The sequence below is a fragment of the Bordetella genomosp. 13 genome (assembly GCF_002119665.1).
Taxonomy (GTDB): Bacteria; Pseudomonadota; Gammaproteobacteria; order Burkholderiales; family Burkholderiaceae_B; genus Bordetella.
Map to the genome: position 1 here is coordinate 1,880,726 of NZ_CP021111.1, position 20,164 is coordinate 1,900,889.

Consider the following 20,164-nt stretch of genomic DNA (forward strand, 5'->3'; position numbering starts at 1 on the left):
TCCCAACGCGTGAACGATCATACTATGCAAATCATCTAGACGTTTAGAGGAAATATGGCGGCTGTCGAAACTGCCCCTGGCGCGGACCCCGCGCGCCGCAGCTGGATGCGTGTACTGGCGCTGGCCGATGCCTCCGAACTGGAACGCGCGCTATCCGCCCTCGGTCCCCTGCCCCCACGGCGCTGGCTGCGCAAGCCGGAAACCGGCATGGCCATGGTGCGAGCCCGCACCGGCGGCACCGGCGCGCAGTTCAACCTGGGCGAGATCACCATCACCCGCTGCGCGGTCGCCGTGGGCGACGGCGACAGCGTCATGGGCGTGGCCTATGTGCGCGGCCGGGCGGCGCGGCATGCCGAGCAGGCGGCCGTGGCCGATGCGTTGCTGCAGCTGCCGCAATGGCGGCTGCGCGTGCAGGCCGACGTCATCGAACCGCTGGCCCGCACCCATGCCGAACGGCGCGCCGCGCGCGCCCGCGAGGCCGCGCAGACCAAGGTCGACTTCTTCACCCTGGTGCGCGGAGAAGACTGATGCAAGAGGCCATGACCTTCCGCGCGCCGGCCGCCATGCTGCCGGGCTTCGACGATCCGGTGGCCGGCGCCCAGGCGGTGTTCCGCAACGTGCTGCACGCGCTGTCCCATCCCGGTCGAATCGTTCAGCTGGATCCTGCCTGCGGCGTGCCGCCCGGCCTGTCCCCCGCGATGACGGCCGTACTGCTTGCCCTGGCCGATGGCGACGCCCCTCTGTGGCTGCCGCCCGGCGCGAGCGGGGACGTCGCGCGCTTCCTGCGCTTTCACACCGGCAGCCGCGTCATGGGCCGGCCCGCCATGGCGACCTTCGTGGCCATCCCCGCGGGATTCCCCATGCCCGAGTTGGCAGACCTGAATCCCGGTGACCCTTCCTATCCGGATCGCTCGGCCACGCTGGTGCTGGAAGTGCAGTCGCTGCGGGACGGCACGCCGTACACCCTGTCCGGCCCGGGCATCCCCGATACGCAGGCGCTGGCAATCCAGGGCCTGCCGCCCGACTTCCCCGTCCAGTGGCAGGCCAACCACGAGCGCTTTCCACTCGGGGTGGACATACTGCTGACCAGCGGCCGCCTGCTGTGCGGGCTGCCGCGCACCTGCCGCATGGAGTGCTGAATGTACGTAGCCGTCAAGGGTGGCGAGCGGGCCATCCTGAATTCATACCGACTGCTGGACCAATACCGTCGCGGCGATCCGGCGCTGCCCGAACTGAGCTTGGCACAGATCCAGGCGCAGCTGCCGCTGGCGGTGTCGCGCGTCATGGCCGAAGGCGCACTGTACGATCCGCATCTGGCCGCGCTGGCCATCAAGCAGGCGGCCGGCGATACGCTCGAGGCGGTCTTCCTGCTGCGCGCCTACCGCACCACGCTGCCGCGCCTGGGATACACCGAGCCCATCGACACCGGCGCCATGCAGCTGCGGCGCCGCATCTCGTCGACGTTCAAGGATCTGCCGGGCGGCCAGATGCTCGGTCCCACCTATGACTACACGCAGCGCCTGCTGGACTTCAGCCTGGAGGGGCCCACGGCTACCGACCCTCCACCGGCGGCCGAGCCGGAAGTCGATAACGGGGCGGCGGACCATGCGATGCCGCGCGTCACCGATCTGCTGCAGCGCGACGCGCTGATCGACAGCGACGTGCCGCCGCCCGGCGATCCCGCCCCGTTCGACCTGACGCGCCAGCCGCTGGGTTTTCCGGCCGACCGCCCGGCTCGCCTGCAGAACCTGGCCCGCGCCGACGAGGGCTTCCTGCTTTCCATGGGTTATTCCACGCAGCGCGGCTATGGCAACACGCACCCTTTCGCCGCGGAGATCCGCTACGGCTCCCTGGAAGTGGAAATGATCATCGAGGAAGTGGACGCCGCGGTGGTGGTCGGCGAGATCGAAGTCACCGAGTGCCAGATGGTCAGCCAGTTTGCGGGCACGGCCCAGGACGGACCGAAGTTCACGCGCGGCTACGGCCTGGCCTTCGGCTACGGCGAACGCAAGGCGATGTCGATGGCGCTGGTGGACCGCGCACTGCGCGCCGCCGAACTGGGCGAGCCGGCGCTGGCCCCGGCCAACGACCAGGAGTTCGTGCTGTACCACAGCGACAACGTCGAGGCCTCCGGCTTCGTGCAGCACCTGAAACTGCCGCACTATGTGGACTTCCAGGCCAATCTGGACCTGCTGCGCCGCATGCGCGCCGAACACGACATGGCCCACGAGTCCCTGCGCCATCCCACGAGCGACGACGCCGAGGCCGCCACACCATGAACGCCACCGCCCCGCGCTCCGAGCGAGACCCGCACTACAACTTCGGCTACCTGGACGAATCGACCAAGCGCATGCTGCGCCGCGCGCTGCTCAAGGCCGTGGCCATTCCCGGCTACCAGGTTCCCTTCGGCAGCCGCGAGATGCCGCTGCCCTACGGCTGGGGCACGGGCGGCATCCAGGTGACCGCCTCGATCATCGGCCACGACGACGTGCTGAAAGTCATCGACCAGGGATCGGACGACACCACCAACGCCATCAACATCCGGCGTTTCTTCGGCCGCGTCACCGGCGTGCGCACCACCGAATCGACGCGCGAGGCCACCATCATCCAGACCCGCCATCGCATCCCCGAGACGCCGCTGCGCGAAGGCCAGGTCATGGTGTTCCAGGTGCCGATCTCCGAGCCGCTGCGCTGGCTCGAGCCCAGCGAGGTCGAGACGCGCACCATGCACGCGCTGGCCGAGTACGGCGCCATGCACGTGCGGCTGTACGAGGACATCGCGCGCTACGGCCGCATCGCCACCACCTACGACTACCCCGTCATCGTCAATGGACGCTACATGATGCGCCCCTCGCCCATTCCGAAGTTCGACAATCCCAAGCTGGACGCCAACCCCGCGCTGATGCTGTTCGGCGCAGGACGCGAGAAGCGCGTCTACGCCGTGCCGCCCTACACCCGCGTGGCCAGTCTGGAATTCGACGACCATCCCTTCACGGTGGAGAAGTGGTCGCATTGCTGCGCGCTGTGCGGCTCGCGCGACAGCTACCTGGACGAGATCATCATGGACGACCGGGGCACGCGCCGCTTCGTCTGCTCGGACACCGAATACTGCGGCGGGCGCCGATGAACGCCCTGCTTTCGGTACGCAACCTGACGCGCACCTGGGACGGCGTGCATGGCTGCCGCAACGTCAGTTTCGATCTCTACCCCGGCGAAGTGCTGTGCGTGGTCGGCGAATCGGGCTCGGGCAAGAGCACGCTGCTGCAGGCCCTGTCCTGGCAAGTCGAGCCCGAGGCGGGCAGCATCTGGTACGACCTGGACCGCAACGGCCTGGTGAACCTGGCGAGCCTGTCCGGCGCGCGGCGCCGGCTGCTGTCGCGCACCGACTGGGGCTTCGTGCGCCAGCATGCGCGCGACGGCCTGCGTATGCAGGTCAGCGCGGGGGCCAACATCGCAGAGCGGCTGATGGCGGTGGGCAAGCGGCACTATGGGTCCCTGCGCGGCGCGGCGGCGGATTGGCTGGCCACCATGGAGATCGATGCGGATCGCCTGGACGAGCCGCCGACGGCCTTCTCGGGCGGCATGCAGCAGCGGCTGCAGATCGCGCGCAACCTGGTCACGCATCCGCGCATGGTGCTGATGGACGAACCCACGGCCTCGCTGGACGTTTCCGTGCAGGCCCGCCTGCTGGACCTGCTGCGCCGCCTGGTCACCGAACTGAGACTGGCCGCCGTCATCGTCACGCACGACCTGGCGGTGGCGCGGCTGCTGGCGCAGCGCACCCTGGTGATGCGCGGCGGCGCCGTGGTGGAAAGCGGGCTGACGGACCAGATTCTCGATGATCCCCAGCACCCGTACACGCAGCTGCTGGTCTCTTCCATTCTGCAGAGCTGAGCATGACGCCAGGCGACACCATGATCGAAGTGCGCGGCCTGCGCAAGCGGTTCACCCTGCACAATCAAGGCGGCATCGAACTGCCGGTGCTGGACGAGGTGAGTTTCGACGCCGCGGCGGGCGACTGCCTGGTGCTGTCCGGGCCGTCGGGCGCGGGCAAGAGCACGCTTCTGCGCTGCCTGTATGGCAACTACCTGGCCACGGCGGGCAGCATCCGCGTGCGCGACGGCACGCGGTGGACCGACCTGACGCAAGCCACCGAGCAACAGGTGCTGGCGCTGCGGCGCGAGACGGTCTCGTACGTCAGCCAGTTCCTGCGCGTGATTCCGCGCGTGGGCACGCTGGACGTCGTGGCCGAGCCCCTGCGCCAACGCGGCGCCCCCGCCGCCGAGGCGCGCGACCGCGCCGCCGCACTGCTGGCGCGCCTGAACGTGCCCGAGCGCCTGTGGGCGCTGGCGCCCGCCACCTTCTCGGGCGGCGAGCAGCAGCGCGTGAACATCGCGCGCGGCTTCATCGCCGGCCATCCCATTCTGCTGCTCGACGAGCCCACCGCCTCGCTGGATGCCGGCAACCGGGCCGTCGTGGTGGACCTGATCCGCGAAGCGTTGTCGGCCGGGCGCTGCCTGGTCGGCATCTTCCACGACGAAGCGGTGCGCGACGCCGTCGCCACACGCCTGCTAACCTTGCGCGCCGCCGCACCCGCGCCGGCCGCCACCATGGAGTGAGGATGTCCGCTACCTACCTGACCGGCGCCCGGATCGTCATGCCGGACCGCATGCTCGAGAACAGTGCGCTGCTCATCCAGGACGGCCGCATCTCGGCGATCGAACCGGCCGGCGCGCCGCGCGGCGCGCACGTTATCGACCTGGCGGGCCAGACCCTGATGCCGGGGCTGATAGACCTGCACTGCGACGCCATCGAGAAAGAGACCGAGCCCCGGGCACGCGTGCAGTTCCCCATGGACTTCGCGGTGGCGCAGGTGGATCGCCGCAACGCCGCCGCCGGCATCACCACGCCCTATCACGCGCTGTCCTTCGCCAACAACGAATGGGGCGTGCGCAACAACGCGACCGCGGCTCAGCTGGCGCGCAGCATCCGCGCGTTTCGCGGCCATGGCCTGGTGGACAACCGGGTGCACTGCCGTTATGAAATCACCGACGCGCAGGCCGTGGACGTGCTGCGCACGCTGCTGGACGAGGGCGTGGTGGACCTGCTGTCGGTGATGGACCACTCGCCCGGCCAGGGCCAGTTCAAGACGCTGGAATCCTACGTGCAGTACATGATGGGCAACCACGGCATGGACCGTCAGCAGGCCGAGATCGCGGCGCAGACCAAGACGCTGGCCGCGGCGGGCGCGGGCGCACGGGTCGAGCAGCTGCTGTCGCACGCGCAACGCGCCGGCGTGCCCACCGCCAGCCACGACGACGACACGGTGCACCGCATCGCGGCCATGCGCAACCTGGGCGTGACGCTGAGCGAGTTTCCCATCACGATGGACACCGCCAAGGCGGCGGTGTCGTGCGGGCTGGCCACCATCATGGGAGCGCCGAACATCCTGCGCGGCGCCAGCCAGAGCGGCTCGATGCGGGCCATCGACGCGATCCGCGCCGGCGCGGTCACCTGCCTGTGCTCCGACTACCAGCCCTCCACGTTGATTGCCGCGGTATACGTGGCGGCTTCGCAGGCCGGCCTGACCTTGCCGCAAGCCGCGGCGCTGGTGACGGCCAACCCCGCGGACGCGTGCGGCCTCGGCGACCGCGGCCGCATCGCGCCCGGGCTGCGCGCCGACCTGATCGCGGTCACCCAGGTGGGCAAGCTGCCCGTGGTCAGCCACGCGTGGTCGCAGGGCCGGCTGGTGTGCGCCACGCACTATCCGACGCCGCCGGTGGCGCAGAGCCTGGCGGCCTGAAGTCGGCGGAAGGGCCTGCTCCGCGCCCGTCTGCCTGGCGGGCGCCATGGCAGCGGCCCGGCAAATGTGCCACACTGCCGCCACATAGTCGCCGCGCCGACGCGGCGCACTGCCACTCACCGCTTGAATCGCCATGATCCATATCGAGAAAGTCCTGGGAGACGAAGCCGGCCTGGCGCCGGTGCTTCGTCGCCGCGCCGTGTCGCTTACCCTGCCGTTCGAAGACCGCTGCCGCCACCAGCTGACAGTGAAGCTGGACGACGGGCGCGAGGCCGAACTGTCGATGCCCGAGGGTACCGTGCTCCATGACGGCGCCATCGTGGTGGCCACCGACGGCACGCTGGTACGCATTACCGCGGCGGTCCAGCGGCTGTTGCGCGCCACCGGCGCCGAGCCCGGGGCGCTGCTGCGTGCCGCCTATCAGCTGGGTCAGTATCACGTGCCGGTGCAGGTGCAGGGCGATGCGCTGTTGGCGCCGGATGACGAAGGGGTGCATGGACTGCTGCGGCACCTGGGCCTGCAGGCTGAGCACGTCGAGGCGGCGTTCGACCCCGAGCGCGAGACCTACGAAGGGCCCGGCGACGATCATGAGCATGATCATAGTCATGGCCACGGCCATGCGGGTCATCAACACGGCGGCCATGTGCACGGGCCGGGCTGCGGCCATGATCATGGCCACGCCCACGGCCACGATCATGGTCACGACCACGGCCACGGCCACGATCACGAGCACGACCATGATCACGGCCACAACCACGGCCATCGCCACTGAGCATGCGACGTGCCCTCGGCACGTCACCATACCGCCCCGCTTGCTCGTCTCGCGAGCCGCGCGCGCCTCGACGCGCGTCCCTTGCTTCAATCGCGAGCACACGTCTGCTGCATCTTCCAGCGCGGTTGGCATTTGTTGCACACTGATAAGCAAAAACACCCGGACCCGCCGGACGCCTCTTTAAAGTCTAGCCCGCGCCATCTTTCCGCCCTTCAAGGGTGAAAGCCCAGGCCGCTGCATAAGACAAAGCTAACTTCAAGAAAGAGGACTTCCATGCGCAAGATCACGTACGGCCTGACGGCGCTCGCCGCCAGCATGTTCCTGGCGGGCTGCAACAACATGGGCGGGGCGCAGAGCACCGAAGGCCTGCTGCAGGCCGGCGCCGGCCTGTACAAGGCCGCCACGCTGTCCGATGCGGAAATCGTGCAGATGTCGGACGCCGCGTGCAAGCAAAGCGACGCCGAATCGCAGGTCGCCGGTCCCAAGAGCAAGTACACGGTCCGCCTGAACCGCCTGATGAAGGGCTTCGGCAACATGACGCTGAACGGCCAGAAGGTCGACTACAAGGTCTACATGACCAAGGACGTGAACGCCTGGGCCATGGGCAACGGCTGCGTGCGCGTCTACGCCGGCCTGATGGACCTGATGAACGACGACGAGCTGCGCGGCGTCATCGGCCACGAAATGGGCCACGTGGCCCTGGGCCACAGCAAGGCAGCGATGCAGACCGCCTACACGGTCAGCGCCGCACGGTCGGCCGCCGGCGCCGCGGGCGGCAGCGTGGTGTCCTCGCTGTCCCAGTCTCAGCTGGGCGACCTGACCGAGAAGTTCATCAACGCGCAGTTCTCGCAATCTCAGGAAATCGCGGCCGACGACTACTCGTTCGACCTGCTGACCGAGAAGAAGATGAACCGCAAGGGTCTGGTGACGGCGTTCGAGAAACTGGCCAAGCTGGAAAGCGGCGCCGAGCACAGCATGTTCGACTCGCACCCCTCCTCGCCCGAACGCGCCGCGCGCATGCAGGAGCGCCTGGCCCAGAGCGCCAAGAAGAAGTAGGCACGAAGCGCCTGCGGGCGCTTCCCGCAACGCCATGAAGAACGGGGCGCACCGACGTGCGCCCCGTTCTGCTTCAATCCGGCGATCGCGAGGCGAGGTGCGCTGCATCGCACCTCGCACCGCCCTGTCAATCGGCCTTCACTCCCGCATCGCGAATGACGTCGGCCCACTGCCTGCGTTCGGCCGCGATGCGCGCGGCGGCATCGGCCGGCGTCGTCCAGGTTGCGATCGCGCCCTGGTTCAGCAGCGCCTGGCGCACCTCAGGCTTGGCCAGGATGGTCTTGAGCGTACCGTTGAGGTTGTCCACCACCGCGGCCGGAGTACCGGCGGGCGCCGCGATGCCGAACATCGAGCTCACCTCGAAGCCCTTCAGCCCGGCCTCGGTGGCGGTGGGCACGTCGGGCAGGGTCTCGGAGCGCGCCGAGGCCGCCACGGCCAGGGCGCGCAGCTTGCCGGCCTTGATGTTGGCCTGTGCCGCCGGCGCCGTCTCGATCATGCTCAGCACCTGGCCGCCCATCAGGTCGGTCATGGCGGGACCGCTGCCCTTGTACGGCACGTGCAGCACGTCCACGCCAGCCACGCGCTTGAACATTTCGCCCGCCAGGTGCTGCGGGGAGCCGTTGCCCGCGGAAGCCATGGTGATGCTGCCCGGCTTCGCCTTGGCCAGCGCAATGAACTCCTGCAGCGTGCTGGCCTTGACCGACGGGTTCACCACGAACACCAGCGGCACCGTGCCCACGATGGACACCGGCGCGAAGCTCTTTTCGATGTCGTATGACACGCGACCCTGGTACAACACGGCATTGATCGAATGGCTGGTCAGGGCGCCCATCAGCAACGTATAACCGTCAGGTGCGGCCTTGGCGACCTGGTCGGCGCCGATGTTGCCCGCGGCGCCCGCGCGATTCTCCACCACCACGCTCTGCCCAAGCGCGCCGCTCAGTTCCTGCGCCAGCACCCGGCCGATCACGTCGGTGGCGCCGCCGGGCGGATACGGCACGATCAGGCGCACCGGTCGATCGGGATAGGCAGTCTGCGCCTGGACGGCCGGCAGGCCGGCGGCACAGGCGGCCAGCGCGAACAGGGAACGGACGACGGCGCGGCGCATGGGCCGCCCGGCCGCCGTGCAGCGGGATACGGGCATGGATTGTCTCCTGAATGGGCCGGGCTATCGAGGATGGCTGTAGCGTGTACGCCCGGCTCTTGTGTTGCAGCAGTTTAGGGGTACGGCCTTGATTCATTAATCAGTATTTTTCCATCAACTAATCGGCCATATTGATCAATTTTTTTCGAGACCAGAAAGTGCTTGCTGGGCTAAAAGCAGTCTGGCTATGATGCCCGGTCGAATTATCAATAATCTTGTTGAAGAGTCGGAACACGCATGAGCGAGAAAAAAGCAGCGCCGGCCGGCGCGCAGGGCTTGTCCAAGGGCTTGACCAACTATGGGGACACCGGCTTCTCGCTGTTCCTGCGCAAGGCCTTCATCAAGGGCGCCGGCTATACCGACGACGCCCTGTCGCGACCCGTGATCGGCATCGTCAACACGGGCAGCAGCTACAACCCCTGCCACGGCAACGCGCCCCAGCTGGTCGAGGCCGTCAAGCGCGGCGTGATGCTGGCCGGCGGCCTGCCCGTCGACTTCCCGACGATCTCGGTGCACGAGAGCTTCTCGCATCCCACCAGCATGTACCTGCGCAACCTGATGTCGATGGACACGGAGGAAATGATCCGCGCGCAGCCGATGGATGCCGTCGTGCTGATCGGCGGCTGCGACAAGACCGTGCCGGCCCAGCTGATGGGCGCGGCCTCGGCCGGCGTGCCGGCCATCCAGCTGGTCACGGGTTCGATGCTGACCGGCGCGCATCGCGGCGAACGCGTGGGCGCGTGCACCGACTGCCGCCGCTACTGGGGCCGGTATCGCGCCGAAGAGATCGACACCGCCGAGATCAGCGACGTCAACAACCAGCTGGTGGCCAGCGTGGGCACCTGTTCCGTCATGGGCACCGCCAGCACCATGGCATGCGTGACCGAGGCCATGGGCATGATGGTGTTCGGCGGCGCCTCGGCGCCGGCCGTCACGGCCGACCGCGTGCGGGTCGCCGAGCGCACCGGCGCCACCGCCGTGGCCATGGCGGCCTCGGGCCTGACGCCCGACCGCATCCTTACCGGCAAGGCCATCGAGAACGCGCTGCGCGTGCTGCTGGCCATCGGCGGCTCGACCAACGGCATCGTGCACCTGACCGCGATCGCGGGCCGCCTGGGCATCGACATCGACCTGGCGGGCCTGGACCGCATGAGCAGCGAGACCCCCGTGCTGGTCGACCTCAAGCCTTCGGGCCAGCATTACATGGAGGACTTCCACAAGGCCGGCGGCATGCCGGCGCTGCTGCGCGAACTGCGCCCGCTGCTGCACCTGGACGTGCTGACGGTCAGCGGCCGCACACTGGGCGAGATGCTGGACGAGGCCCCCCCGCCCTTCGTGCAGGATGTCATCCGGCCTTTCGACTCGCCCATCTATCCGCTGGGCGGCCTGGCCGTGCTGCGCGGCAACCTTGCGCCCGGCGGCGCCATCATCAAGCAATCGGCCGCCAATCCGAAGCTGATGGAGCACGAGGGCCGGGCCGTCGTGTTCGAGGACGCCGAGGACATGGCGCGGCGCATCGACGACGACGACCTCGACGTCACCGCCGAGGACATCCTGGTGCTCAAGCGCATCGGGCCCACGGGCGCGCCCGGCATGCCGGAGGCCGGCTACATGCCCATCCCGCGCAAGCTGGCGCGGGCCGGCGTGAAGGACATGGTGCGCATCTCGGATGGCCGCATGAGCGGCACCGCGGCCGGCACCATCGTGCTGCACGTCACGCCCGAGGCCGCCGTGGGCGGCCCGCTGGTGCACGTGCAGAACGGCGACCGCATCCGCCTGTCGGTCGGCAGGCGCGAGATCACGCTGCTGGTCAGCGACGAGGAACTGGCGCGCCGCGCCGCGGCGCACAAGGTGGAGCGCCCGTCGGCGGCGCGCGGCTATCGCAAGCTGTTCCTGCAGGCCGTCACGCAGGCCGACCAGGGCGTCGACTTCGACTTCCTGCGCGCCGAGCACACCCGCGAGACCGTGCCGCGCAAGCCCTGACGCGCCTTACGGCAGGCTGCCGCGCAGCAGCTCGACCAGCGCGGCCGCGGCCGGCGACAGGCTGCGGTTGCGCGCGGTGACCAGGCCGATCGAGCGTTCGGTCACCGGGCCGATCAGGCGGCGTTCGGCCACGCCCGGATGCGCCACGGCGGCCGCCGCGATCTCGGGCAGGGCGGCCACGCCGAAGCCGCATTCCACCATGGCCACGATGGTGGCCAGATGCTCCGCCTCGAAGGCCGGCTGGAAGCGGATGCGGTTCTGCAAAAAAGCCCACTCGGTGTACTGCCGCACGCTGCTGGGGTGGACCATGGATACGTGCGGCACGTCCACGGTATCGGCCCAGCGCACGGGCCCGCGCCGCGCGGCCAGCGGATGGCCCGCCGGAATCAGCAGGATGAAGCTGTCGGACATCATGGGCACGTAGTGCAGATCGGCCTGCTGCGGATCGGCGGCGGTCAGCGCGAAGTCGACCTGCCCCGCCCGCACCAGGTCGAATGCCGGTCCGGACAGCGTGTCGTGCACCTTCAGCGCCACGCCGGGATGTTCCTGCCGATAGGCCATCAGCACACGCGGCAACAGGCGGGCCGCCAGCGAAGGCAGCGCCGCCACCGCCACGTGCCCCTGCTCGGCGCCCGCGATGCCGCCCACCGCCGCGATGGCCTCGCGAAACGCCACTTGCAGGGTGGCCGCCTGCTGCATGAAGACCTCGCCCGCCGCGGTCAGGCGCACCGACCGCGTGGTGCGGTCGAACAGCCGCACGCCCAGTCCTTCCTCGATGCGCAGGATCTGCGTGGACAGCGCGGATTGCGACAGGTGCAATTGCACGGCGGCCTGGCGAAAGTTCAGCGTGCGCCCGAGCACCAGCACGGTGTCGATGTCGCGCATGGACAGATTGATCTGCATGGGTGCCCCGTCGAGGTCGATCCCGGCGTCGGCCGTTGATCTGTTTGGCCGATCATTCTATCCAAAAAATCTGATTCATCTATCAAAGTCGCTTCTCTACACTGCGGCCATATCGAGCTGGAGGAACGAACCGAAGATGAACGCAAACACTGACCGGCGCCTGCACGCGCCCGGCGCTGCGCACGCCGTGGTGGTGGGCGGCGGCACCATGGGGGCGGACGTGGCCGTGGTGCTGGCGCGCGCGCTGTGCCGCACCACCGTGATCGAACCCGACGCCGGCCGCGCGCAGGCCCTGCCCCAGCGCGCGCTCGCCAATCTGCAGGCCGTCGGACGCGAGGCGGGCGCCGACCGCATCGCCGTCGTGGCCAGCCTGGACGAGGTCGACTGGCCGACGGTGGACCTGGTCATCGAATGCATCCCCGAGCGGCTCGACATCAAGCAGGCGCTGTTCGCCGAACTGGAGCGCCTGGCCCCGCCCGACGCGATCCTGGCCAGCAACAGCTCCAGCTTTCCCATCAGCGCCATCGGCCAGGGTCTGTCGACCCGCGGCCGCATGCTGGGCCTGCACTTTTTCATGCCCGCCCACCTGGTGCCGCTGGTCGAGGTCGTGCTGGGCGAGGCCAGCGACCCGCGATGCGCCGATGCGGTGATCGCCTTCATGCGCCGCTGCGGCATGGTGCCCGTGCGCGTGGGGCAGGACCTGCCGGGCTTCCTGGCCAACCGCCTGCAGCATGCGCTGTCGCGCGAGGCCTTCGACCTGATCGACCGCGGCATCGCCACGCCCGAGGACGTGGACGCGGCGGTGCGCTTCGGCTTCGGCTTCCGCTTCCTGGCCGCGGGCCCGGTGATGCAGCGCGACCACGCCGGCATCGACGTGCACGCCGCCGCGGGCGCCACCATGTATCCCACGTTCTGCAACGCCGACCGTCCGGCCCGCTGCCTGACCGAACGCGCGCAGGACGGACGCCACGGCATGAAGACGGGCGAAGGCTTCTACCGCTGGACGCCCGAATCCATCCAGGCGGAACGGGCGCGCTACGACCGCCTGCTGCGCGCCGGACTCGACCTGCTTGCCGAAGAACTGCCGGAGATCAAGCCATGAACGCATCCGCTCCCGCCGCGCTGGCGGACTCCCCGCTCATCATTACCGTGGCGCCCAACGGCGCCTACAAGACCGCGCGCGAGCACCCGGCCGTGCCCATGACGCCGGCCACGCTTGCCGCCGAGGCGCGGGCGTGCCTGGAAGCCGGCGCCGCCATGATGCACATGCACGTGCGCACCCCCGAAGGCCGCCATACGCTGGACGTAGAGTCCTATCGCGCGGCCCTGAAGGCGGTGCGCGCCGAGGTTGGCGAAGCGCTGCTGGTGCAGGTCACCAGCGAAGCCGCGGGCGTATACCGCGCGCCCGAGCAGATCGCCGTGGTGCGAGAACTGCGTCCGCAGGCCGTGTCCATCGGACTGCGCGAGATCGCCGTGCCCGAAGTGCCCGAGGACGAGCTGGCGCGCTTCCTGGGCTGGCTGGCTGCCGAGCGCATCATGACGCAGATCATCCTGTACGACGCGGCCGACGTGGCGCGCTGGCAGAGCCTGCGCGCGCGCGGCCTGGCGCCGGCAGGCGCCTGGTCGGTGCTGTTCGTGCTGGGCCGCTACAGCGCCGGCCAGACCTCGTCGCCGCGCGACCTGCTGCCCTTCCTGCAGGTCTACGACCACAGCCTGCCCTGGGCCGTATGCGCATTCGGCCGCGAGGAGAACGCCTGCGTGACGACCGCCGCCGCGTTCGGCGGCCACATGCGCGTGGGCTTCGAGAACAACCTGCTGCTGCGCGACGGCACGCAGGCGCCCGGCAATGCGGCGCTGGTGGCGCAGGCCGCGGAAGGCGGGCTCGTGCTGGGACGCCCCATCGCGGACGCCGACCAGGCGCGCGCAATCTACGGCACCATCCGCTGATCGGGCCGTATCGCCCGCCACGCCTGCAGCTTGGCGGCATACGGCATGGCGGCGTGGGCCGGACTGGTGGACGGCAGCGCCACGTACTCCAGATCCCGCCCGATGCCGGCCAGGCCGGGCAGCACATGGCGGCGGAACAGCGCCTGCGCACTGCCGCCATTGAAGCAGACGCGGAACACGCGCGGATGCGCGGCCAGAAAGCCTGCGAAATCGTTGGGCTGCGCCGACTTCGCGGCGATGGCGGCATCCAGGCTGCCCGGCCGCTCGCAGGCCGCCAGCACGTCCCACAGCGCCACGCCCGCCGCGTTCAGGGCGGCGATGCGCGCTTCGTAGGGCAAGGCGGCGTCGAAGTCCAGCAGCGCCGCGGCGATGGGCCAGAATGCATTGCGCGGATGGGCGTAATAGCGACCCGCCGCCAGAGAGGCCACGCCGGGCATGGTGCCCAGCACCAGCACGCGCGCGTCGGGCCGCGACTCTGGCGCGAAGCCCTGCACGTAGTGCGCGGAATCGATCGCCGTCATGGCTGCTGCGCCAGCAGGTGCTGCCGCAGCACGCTGGTCAGGAACGTGCGGCTCTCGCTTTCGAACAGACCCACCACGCGGCTGGCGCGCGGGTCGTCGAAACGCTGCACGTGCAGCTGCGGATCGTTTTCCCAGTCCACGCTGTGCGGCACCGGCAGTATGGTCACGCCCAGGTCGTCCTTCACCAGATCCGCGATGGTGCGCATGGAGTTCATTTCGATGAACTCGCGAGGCTTCAGGTGCAGACTGCGCATCAGCTCGTCGATCAGCGTGCCGGTGGTGGACGAGCGCGACACGCGCAGGAACATGCGGGTGGCCAGCAGTTGCTCCATGTCGGCCTCGCGTGCGGCCTGCGCGCTGCACATGAAGGCGAAGGGTTCCTCGTACAGCCGGGTCCACAACACGCCCGCGGGCGACCGGTGATGGCTCTTCACCGACAGCGCGGCATCCAGCGTGCCTTCCTTGATGCGCTCGATCAGGTCGCCCGAATAGCTGATGCCGGGCTGCACGTCCAGTTTGGGATAGGACTTGCGCATGGCCAGCAGCGCGCGCACGACCACCTTCATCGACGTGGCGATGGTGGCCAGCCGGATCGTGCCGGCAAGCTCCTGCTGCTCGGGGTCCTGCGCGCGCATGCTCTCGTACAGCGCCACCATCTGGCGCGCCATCGGCAGCATCGCATGGCCGCGACGGTTCAAGGTGACGCTGCGGCCGACGCGATCGAACAACGGAAAGCCCAGCTCGTTCTCCAGGGCCTGGATCTGCAGCCCCACCGCTGCGGGGGTAAGGCAGACGTGCTCGGAAGCCGCCGCGAACGACCCGTGTCGCACCACTTCGATGAAGGTGCGAAAGTTGCGTATGCCGCTCATGATGTCGCCTAGTCTCGAATAAATAGTTGCTTTAGTCAGGCGAAAGTTATTCTAGATTTACTTTCCGCAGTAGAAAAATCATCATGCCGCACAGACCAGAAACCGGCGGCGGCTCCATGTTGGCAGCATCGCCCGGCCGGCCAGACCGCAAGGGGCAAGCATGGCGATATCCCATCATCCGGCGTCCATCGACGCTTCCAGCCGCAGCATGCTGCGGCGCCGCATCCTCGCCGGCCTCGGCGCCCTGCCCCTGCTGGGCATGGGCGCACCGCGACGCGCGACGGCCGCGCAAGGCGGCTATACCGGCAGCCGTCCCATCGAGCTGATCGTGCCGGGAGGCCCGGGCGCCGGCACGGACGTGGTGGCGCGCGTGGTGGCCAAGGGCCTGAACGACCACCTGGGCCATTCGGTCGTGGTGAAGAACATGCCCGGCGCGGCCGGCGCCATCGGCGCGCAGTACGTGGCCAAGGCGACGCCGGACGGCTACACGCTGTTCTTCGCCATCACGGGCACGCACACGGTCAACCAGTTCCTGTACCCCAACCTCACCTACGACCCCGTGAAGGACTTCGTGCCGGTGTCGCTGGCCTGCAAGTACAACAACGTGCTGGTGGTGCGGCCCGACTACGGCGCCAGGACCTTCGCCGAGTTCATCGAGCGTGTGCGGACCTCGAAGGAACGTCAGTTCTACGGCATCACGGCCAACGGCAGCTCGAGCAACCTGGCCATGGAGCTGCTCAAGAGCGAAGCCGGACTGGACCTGCCCGGCGTGCCGTATCGCAGCGCGCCGGCCGCGGTGTCGGACTTCCTGGGCGGCCAGTATCCGGTGTTGATGGACACGGTGATCAACCAGCTGCCGCACATCCGCGCGGGCAAGGTGATCGCGCTGGCAACCACCGGCGCCGAGCGTTCGCCGGTGCTGCCCGACGTGCCCACCGTGGCCGAAAGCGGCTATCCCTCCATCGTGGCCATCGGCTGGGGCGGCGTGATGGCGCCCACCGGCACGCCGGCGCCCATGCTGCAGCAGTTGAACGAGGCCATGCGCAAGACCGTGCAGTCGAACGCGTTCGACAACCTGACCGCGGCAGGCCTGGAGGTGCAGTACACCACGCCCGAGGAGATGGCCGCGTTCATCGCGCGCGAGTCGGAGAAATGGGGCCGCCTGGTCAAGGCCGGCAAGATCACGGCCGCATGACGGCCGCGGCGCGGCGGTGCGCATGCCGCCGCCGCGCACTACGGGACTCAAGACACATGCATACCGATCGCACACGCCGCCGCGCGCTGCAGGCGCTGGGCGCGCTGCCCCTGCTCGGCCTGGCCGGCCGCGCCGCGAGGGCCGCCGACTTCCCGATACGGCCCATCACCCTGCTGTGCCCCTTCGGGGCGGGCGGCTCCGTCGACCAGTACATGCGCGCACTGTCGCCGCTGCTGGCAAAGCAGCTGGGCCAGCAGGTCATCATCGAGAACAAGCCCGGCGCGGGCGGCGCGCTGGCCTCGGCCATGGCGGCGCGCGCCAGGCCCGATGGATACACGCTCGCCATGACCAGCGGCTCGACCTTCCGGGCGCCATGGCTGCAGCCGCAGATCGGCTTCTCGCCCCTGGAGGACTTCAGCTACATCGTGGGCATGACCAGCCTGGAGTTCTGTGCCGTCGTGCGGGCGGACTCGCCGCTGCGCAGCTTCGCTGATTTCATGGCCCATGCCCGCGCCAATCCCGGCACGCAGTACGCCGCGGGCGATCCCACCACACTGGGTCCGGTCACGCTGAAGGCTTCGGAAGAAAAGTTCGGCGTGCAGCTGGAGCACATCCCCTTCAACAGCGGCTCCGAGATGGCGACCGCGCTGCTGGGCGGGCACGTGGGCATCGTCATCGACTCCGTGGGCACCTACGTGCCGCACATCCGTGCCGGCAAGCTGCGCCTGCTGGCCGCGCTGGGCGAGGTTCGCTTCAAGGCCTGGCCCGGGATACAGACCGCCCGCGAACAGGGCTACGACCTGGTGCTCAGCTCTCCGATGGGCCTGATCGGACCGCGCGGCATTCCCGAGCCCGTCGTGCGGCGGCTGCACGATGCCCTGCGCCAGGCCATGCGCGCGCCCCAGATCGCCGCCGTGCTGGACGTGCTCAACCAGCCGGAGTGGTACCGCGACCCGGCGGGCTTCGAGGCTTATGCCCGGCAGGTCTATGCCGAATCCGGCGAGCTGCTGCGCAAGGCCGGCGTCATCCAATCCTGACCACTATCCGACAAGCGGCCGAGGCGCCGCTGGACCTATTCTCCATGACGACAGCAACTCCCTTTCCCCTGATAGAAGTTTCCGGCAAGCCCGCGCAGCGCGGCCTTCAGTACGGCCGGCAGGCGGCCGAGCGCATCCACCTGGGCGCCTCGCACTATGCCGAGCAGTTGCGCAAACTGGCCCTGCAGCGCGCCGATCTCGAGAAGGTGGTGCGCGACTACGTGCCCATCATCGAACGCTTCGATGCGGCCTACGTCGAGGAGATGCACGGCATCGCCAGCGGCGCCGACATCTCTTTCGAGGACGTGATGCTGCTGAACGCGCGCACCGAGATCCTGAAGCTGGCGGCCCGGCCGGCCCTGCGCGACACTATGCGGCTGGACGACGCGGACGGCTGCACGGGCGTGGTGGTGATGCCCGAGCGATCGGCCGACGGCAGCCTGATACACGCGCAGAACTGGGACTGGAAGATGGAGTGCGCCGAGACCTCGGTGGTGCTGCGCATCCGTCGCGAGGACGGCCCCGACATCCTGACCTTTACCGAGGCAGGCGGCCTGGCGCGGTCGGGGCTGAACGACGCGGGCATCTCGCTGACCGCGAACTTCCTCGAATCCAGCCTGGACTTCCAGCGCATCGGCGTGCCGCTGGCCCTGATACGCCGCAAGATCCTCGAACAGGAGCACCTGCCACTGGCCTACCGGGCGGCCTACGTCACGGCCAAGTCCGGCTCCAACAACATGATGGTGGGCCACGAAGGCGGCTGCGCGCTGAACTTCGAATGCGCGCCCGACGAGACCTTCCTGCTGCATCCCGAGGACGGACTGCTGGTGCATGCCAACCACTGGGTAAGCCCGGTGGCCCTGGGCAAGCTGAAGGACATGGGCATCATGTCCACGCCGGACACGCTGTACCGCGACGTGCGCGTGCGCCAGTTGCTGCGGGCCCATGGCAACGCCATCGGCGTGGCGGAGGTGAAGGCCGCGCTGCTGGACGACTTCGCCTCGCCGTGGTCGGTGTGCCGGCCGCCGCGCATGAACCTGGCCAACAACCTCAGCGCCACCGTGGCCACCGTGGTCATGCGGCCTGCCGCCCGCATCATGGAGATCGCGCCGCTGCCCGCCCTGGACACGCCCTTCACGACTTATCTGTTCACGGACTGACGCAGGAGACCACGATGTCCATGACCTACCCCGTCATCGCGAGAAACCGGCGCGTCACGCGCCGGGGCCCGCCGCCGCTGCCCGATGGCGTCCGCTGCCTGGCCGCCTTCACCGTCGACTTCGACGGCATGGGCAACGAGGTCGGCAAGGGCCTTGCCCCCTACGGCATGCACTCGGCCGGACGCTATTCGGCGCGCCGCGGCGTGGACCGCCACCTGGACATGCTGGACCGCCTGGGCATTCCGGCCACCTTCTTCGTGCCGGGCTACGACGCGCAATGCGCGCCCGAGGTGGTCAAGCGCATCGCCGAGCGGGGCCACGAGGTGGGCGCCCACGGCTATGTGCACGAGGGCACGCTGATGCCGCCCGAGGAAGAAGCGCGCCGGCTGCGGCTGACGCACGCCATACTGGGCGACCTGCTGGGCCAGGCGCCGCGCGGATGGCGCTCGCCTTCGGGCCAGAAGACCAGCGTGACGCTGCCGGTGCTGCACGAACTGGGCTATGTCTACGACAGCAGCGACAAGGACGCGGACGCACCCTACATGCTGGACATCGGCCAGGGCCGGACCATGGTAGAGATTCCCAACAACACCTACAGCCTGGACGACTTTCCGTTCTTCCACTTCTCGATGACGCCCGTCTCGGAAGTGCAGGCGCAATGGCAGGCCGAGTTCGACGCGCGCTACGCCGAAGGCGGCTTCTTCATGCTGACCGTCCATCCGCGCGCCGGCTGGGGCTCGGGCACGCCCAGCCGCACGGCGGCGATCGAGCGCACTCTGCGCCACATGCAGCAGCACAGCGGCGTGCGCTTCGCGAGTCTTTCCGAGATACAGGCCTGGGTAGCCGGCACGGCCGACAGCCACGACGAGGTGCGCGTATGAGCCCTGCCCTGCAATCCTGCCCGGTCGTCGTCGGGGTGAACGTCGACGTCGAGACCCTGGACCATGCCAATGCCGGCCAGGCCGGCCTGTTCGGCCGCTACTCGTATGGCCGCTATGGCGTGCGCGAAGGCGCCTGGCGCATGCTCGACCTATTCGCCGAACTGGGCATCCCCGCCACCTTCTTCTGCACGCCCGACGACCTGCAGCGGCACCCCGACTTGATGCGCGCGCTGCTGGACGGCGGGCATGAGATCGCCGTGCGCGGCATGGTCTGCGCCAAGCCGGACGCCGCCGAGACGCTGGACGCGCTGGCGCGCGACCGCGAGGCCGTGCAGCGCCTGACCGGCAGCGCGCCGCTGGGCTGGCGGGCGCTGAACGGCCTGGTCACTCAGGCCACGCTGCCCGCGCTGGCGCAGGCGGGATATCGCTACGACAGCAGCTTCCAGGACGACGACGTGCCCTACGTGATGGCGGACGACGGCGGCGCCACGCTGGTGGAGCTGCCGGTATTCGACTACCTGACCGACGCTCCTTTCTTCGCGCAGCGGCACACGCACCAGCGCGCGGCCAAGGCCTGGGCCGAGGAGGCGGACGCGCAGTACTGCGCCGGCGGCTACGTGAACTTCACGCTGCATACGCGCGGCGATACCGGTTCGGGGCGGCTGCCGCAGATGAAGCTGGTGGCCGAGTTCCTGCGCAACCTGCAGCGCAGGCCGGGCGTGGGCTTCTATCGCGCCGCCGACCTTGCCGCGCTGTGGAGCGAGGCGCATGCGCAGCGCGAGCCCTGGCCGCACGCGCCCGCGCCGCAGATCCAGACCTGACTGGCAACGTAGAAAGGAAAGGCCGCGAGGATATCCTCGCGGCCTTCATTCGTTGCAAACCGACGGGGCGCT

The 20,164-nt window shown here is 69.1% G+C and carries 21 protein-coding genes; 17 read left to right on the top strand and 4 right to left on the bottom strand.

What is annotated here, in order from left to right:
* The first annotated feature begins 54 nt into the window (after positions 1-54).
* From phnG to CAL15_RS08465, 9 genes are all read left to right on the top strand, one after another.
* Positions 55-528 carry a phosphonate C-P lyase system protein PhnG gene (phnG, locus tag CAL15_RS08425; RefSeq protein WP_086078172.1) on the top strand — a complete coding sequence of 158 codons (474 nt, stop codon included), beginning with the start codon at positions 55-57 and terminating at the stop codon, positions 526-528.
* Positions 528-1,139 (top strand): phosphonate C-P lyase system protein PhnH, encoded by a 612-nt coding sequence (phnH, locus tag CAL15_RS08430; RefSeq protein ID WP_086078173.1) that lies wholly within the window; start codon positions 528-530, stop codon positions 1,137-1,139. The genes phnG and phnH overlap by 1 nt, the downstream gene beginning before the upstream one ends.
* A complete protein-coding gene (locus CAL15_RS08435) occupies positions 1,140-2,279 on the top strand; it encodes a carbon-phosphorus lyase complex subunit PhnI (protein ID WP_086078174.1) in 1,140 nt (379 codons plus the stop codon). It abuts the gene before it with no gap.
* Positions 2,276-3,127 (top strand): alpha-D-ribose 1-methylphosphonate 5-phosphate C-P-lyase PhnJ, encoded by an 852-nt coding sequence (locus tag CAL15_RS08440; RefSeq protein ID WP_086078175.1) that lies wholly within the window; start codon positions 2,276-2,278, stop codon positions 3,125-3,127. The genes CAL15_RS08435 and CAL15_RS08440 overlap by 4 nt, the downstream gene beginning before the upstream one ends.
* Entirely contained in the window at positions 3,124-3,894 is a 771-nt protein-coding gene (gene phnK / locus CAL15_RS08445; RefSeq protein WP_086078176.1) for a phosphonate C-P lyase system protein PhnK, read from the top strand. The genes CAL15_RS08440 and phnK overlap by 4 nt, the downstream gene beginning before the upstream one ends.
* 2 nt (positions 3,895-3,896) lie before the next feature.
* On the top strand, positions 3,897-4,619 hold the full coding sequence (gene phnL / locus CAL15_RS08450; protein WP_086078177.1) for a phosphonate C-P lyase system protein PhnL: 723 nt from the start codon (positions 3,897-3,899) through the stop codon (positions 4,617-4,619).
* Positions 4,620-4,621: 2 nt separating this feature from the next.
* The gene (locus CAL15_RS08455) at positions 4,622-5,803 is read left to right on the top strand and encodes an alpha-D-ribose 1-methylphosphonate 5-triphosphate diphosphatase (protein WP_086078178.1); all 1,182 of its coding nucleotides are present in this window, start codon (positions 4,622-4,624) and stop codon (positions 5,801-5,803) included.
* 133 nt (positions 5,804-5,936) lie between these two features.
* Positions 5,937-6,575: a hypothetical protein gene (locus CAL15_RS08460; protein WP_086078179.1), complete on the top strand. Its 639-nt coding sequence runs from the start codon at positions 5,937-5,939 to the stop codon at positions 6,573-6,575.
* Between the two features lie 273 nt (positions 6,576-6,848).
* Entirely contained in the window at positions 6,849-7,631 is a 783-nt protein-coding gene (locus CAL15_RS08465; RefSeq protein WP_198299179.1) for a M48 family metalloprotease, read from the top strand.
* Positions 7,632-7,758: 127 nt separating this feature from the next.
* Here CAL15_RS08465 and CAL15_RS08470 read toward each other — a convergent pair whose 3' ends face one another.
* A complete protein-coding gene (locus CAL15_RS08470) occupies positions 7,759-8,775 on the bottom strand; it encodes a Bug family tripartite tricarboxylate transporter substrate binding protein (protein ID WP_086078180.1) in 1,017 nt (338 codons plus the stop codon).
* A gap of 237 nt (positions 8,776-9,012) precedes the next feature.
* On the opposite strand from CAL15_RS08470, the gene CAL15_RS08475 reads away from it, so the two are divergent.
* On the top strand, positions 9,013-10,758 hold the full coding sequence (locus CAL15_RS08475) for an IlvD/Edd family dehydratase (RefSeq protein ID WP_086078181.1): 1,746 nt from the start codon (positions 9,013-9,015) through the stop codon (positions 10,756-10,758).
* A 6-nt stretch (positions 10,759-10,764) separates the two neighbouring features.
* Here CAL15_RS08475 and CAL15_RS08480 read toward each other — a convergent pair whose 3' ends face one another.
* On the bottom strand, positions 10,765-11,661 hold the full coding sequence (locus tag CAL15_RS08480) for a LysR family transcriptional regulator (protein ID WP_086078182.1): 897 nt from the start codon (positions 11,659-11,661) through the stop codon (positions 10,765-10,767).
* Between the two features lie 136 nt (positions 11,662-11,797).
* Between CAL15_RS08480 and CAL15_RS08485 the strand changes: the two genes are divergently transcribed.
* Entirely contained in the window at positions 11,798-12,763 is a 966-nt protein-coding gene (locus CAL15_RS08485; protein WP_086078183.1) for a 3-hydroxyacyl-CoA dehydrogenase family protein, read from the top strand.
* Entirely contained in the window at positions 12,760-13,608 is an 849-nt protein-coding gene (locus tag CAL15_RS08490) for a 3-keto-5-aminohexanoate cleavage protein (protein WP_086078184.1), read from the top strand. Before CAL15_RS08485 ends, CAL15_RS08490 begins: the two co-directional genes overlap by 4 nt.
* Here CAL15_RS08490 and CAL15_RS08495 read toward each other — a convergent pair.
* The gene (locus tag CAL15_RS08495) at positions 13,590-14,129 is read right to left on the bottom strand and encodes a DNA-deoxyinosine glycosylase (RefSeq protein WP_086078185.1); all 540 of its coding nucleotides are present in this window, start codon (positions 14,127-14,129) and stop codon (positions 13,590-13,592) included. The genes CAL15_RS08490 and CAL15_RS08495 overlap by 19 nt on opposite strands.
* Positions 14,126-14,998: a LysR family transcriptional regulator gene (locus CAL15_RS08500; protein ID WP_086078186.1), complete on the bottom strand. Its 873-nt coding sequence runs from the start codon at positions 14,996-14,998 to the stop codon at positions 14,126-14,128. Before CAL15_RS08500 ends, CAL15_RS08495 begins: the two co-directional genes overlap by 4 nt.
* A 160-nt stretch (positions 14,999-15,158) precedes the next feature.
* On the opposite strand from CAL15_RS08500, the gene CAL15_RS08505 reads away from it, so the two are divergent.
* Genes CAL15_RS08505 through CAL15_RS08525 form a run of 5 tightly spaced genes read left to right on the top strand, consistent with a single transcriptional unit; the run spans position 15,159 to position 20,092 of the window.
* On the top strand, positions 15,159-16,193 hold the full coding sequence (locus CAL15_RS08505; protein WP_086078187.1) for a Bug family tripartite tricarboxylate transporter substrate binding protein: 1,035 nt from the start codon (positions 15,159-15,161) through the stop codon (positions 16,191-16,193).
* Positions 16,194-16,249: 56 nt separating this feature from the next.
* Positions 16,250-17,230 carry a Bug family tripartite tricarboxylate transporter substrate binding protein gene (locus tag CAL15_RS08510; RefSeq protein WP_157666629.1) on the top strand — a complete coding sequence of 327 codons (981 nt, stop codon included), beginning with the start codon at positions 16,250-16,252 and terminating at the stop codon, positions 17,228-17,230.
* A gap of 44 nt (positions 17,231-17,274) precedes the next feature.
* Positions 17,275-18,390: a C45 family autoproteolytic acyltransferase/hydolase gene (locus CAL15_RS08515; protein WP_086078189.1), complete on the top strand. Its 1,116-nt coding sequence runs from the start codon at positions 17,275-17,277 to the stop codon at positions 18,388-18,390.
* Positions 18,391-18,404: 14 nt separating this feature from the next.
* On the top strand, positions 18,405-19,271 hold the full coding sequence (locus tag CAL15_RS08520; RefSeq protein ID WP_198299180.1) for a polysaccharide deacetylase family protein: 867 nt from the start codon (positions 18,405-18,407) through the stop codon (positions 19,269-19,271).
* Positions 19,268-20,092, top strand: coding sequence for a polysaccharide deacetylase family protein (locus CAL15_RS08525; RefSeq protein ID WP_086078190.1), 825 nt, complete (start codon positions 19,268-19,270; stop codon positions 20,090-20,092). The genes CAL15_RS08520 and CAL15_RS08525 overlap by 4 nt, the downstream gene beginning before the upstream one ends.
* The last annotated feature ends 72 nt before the right edge of the window (positions 20,093-20,164 follow it).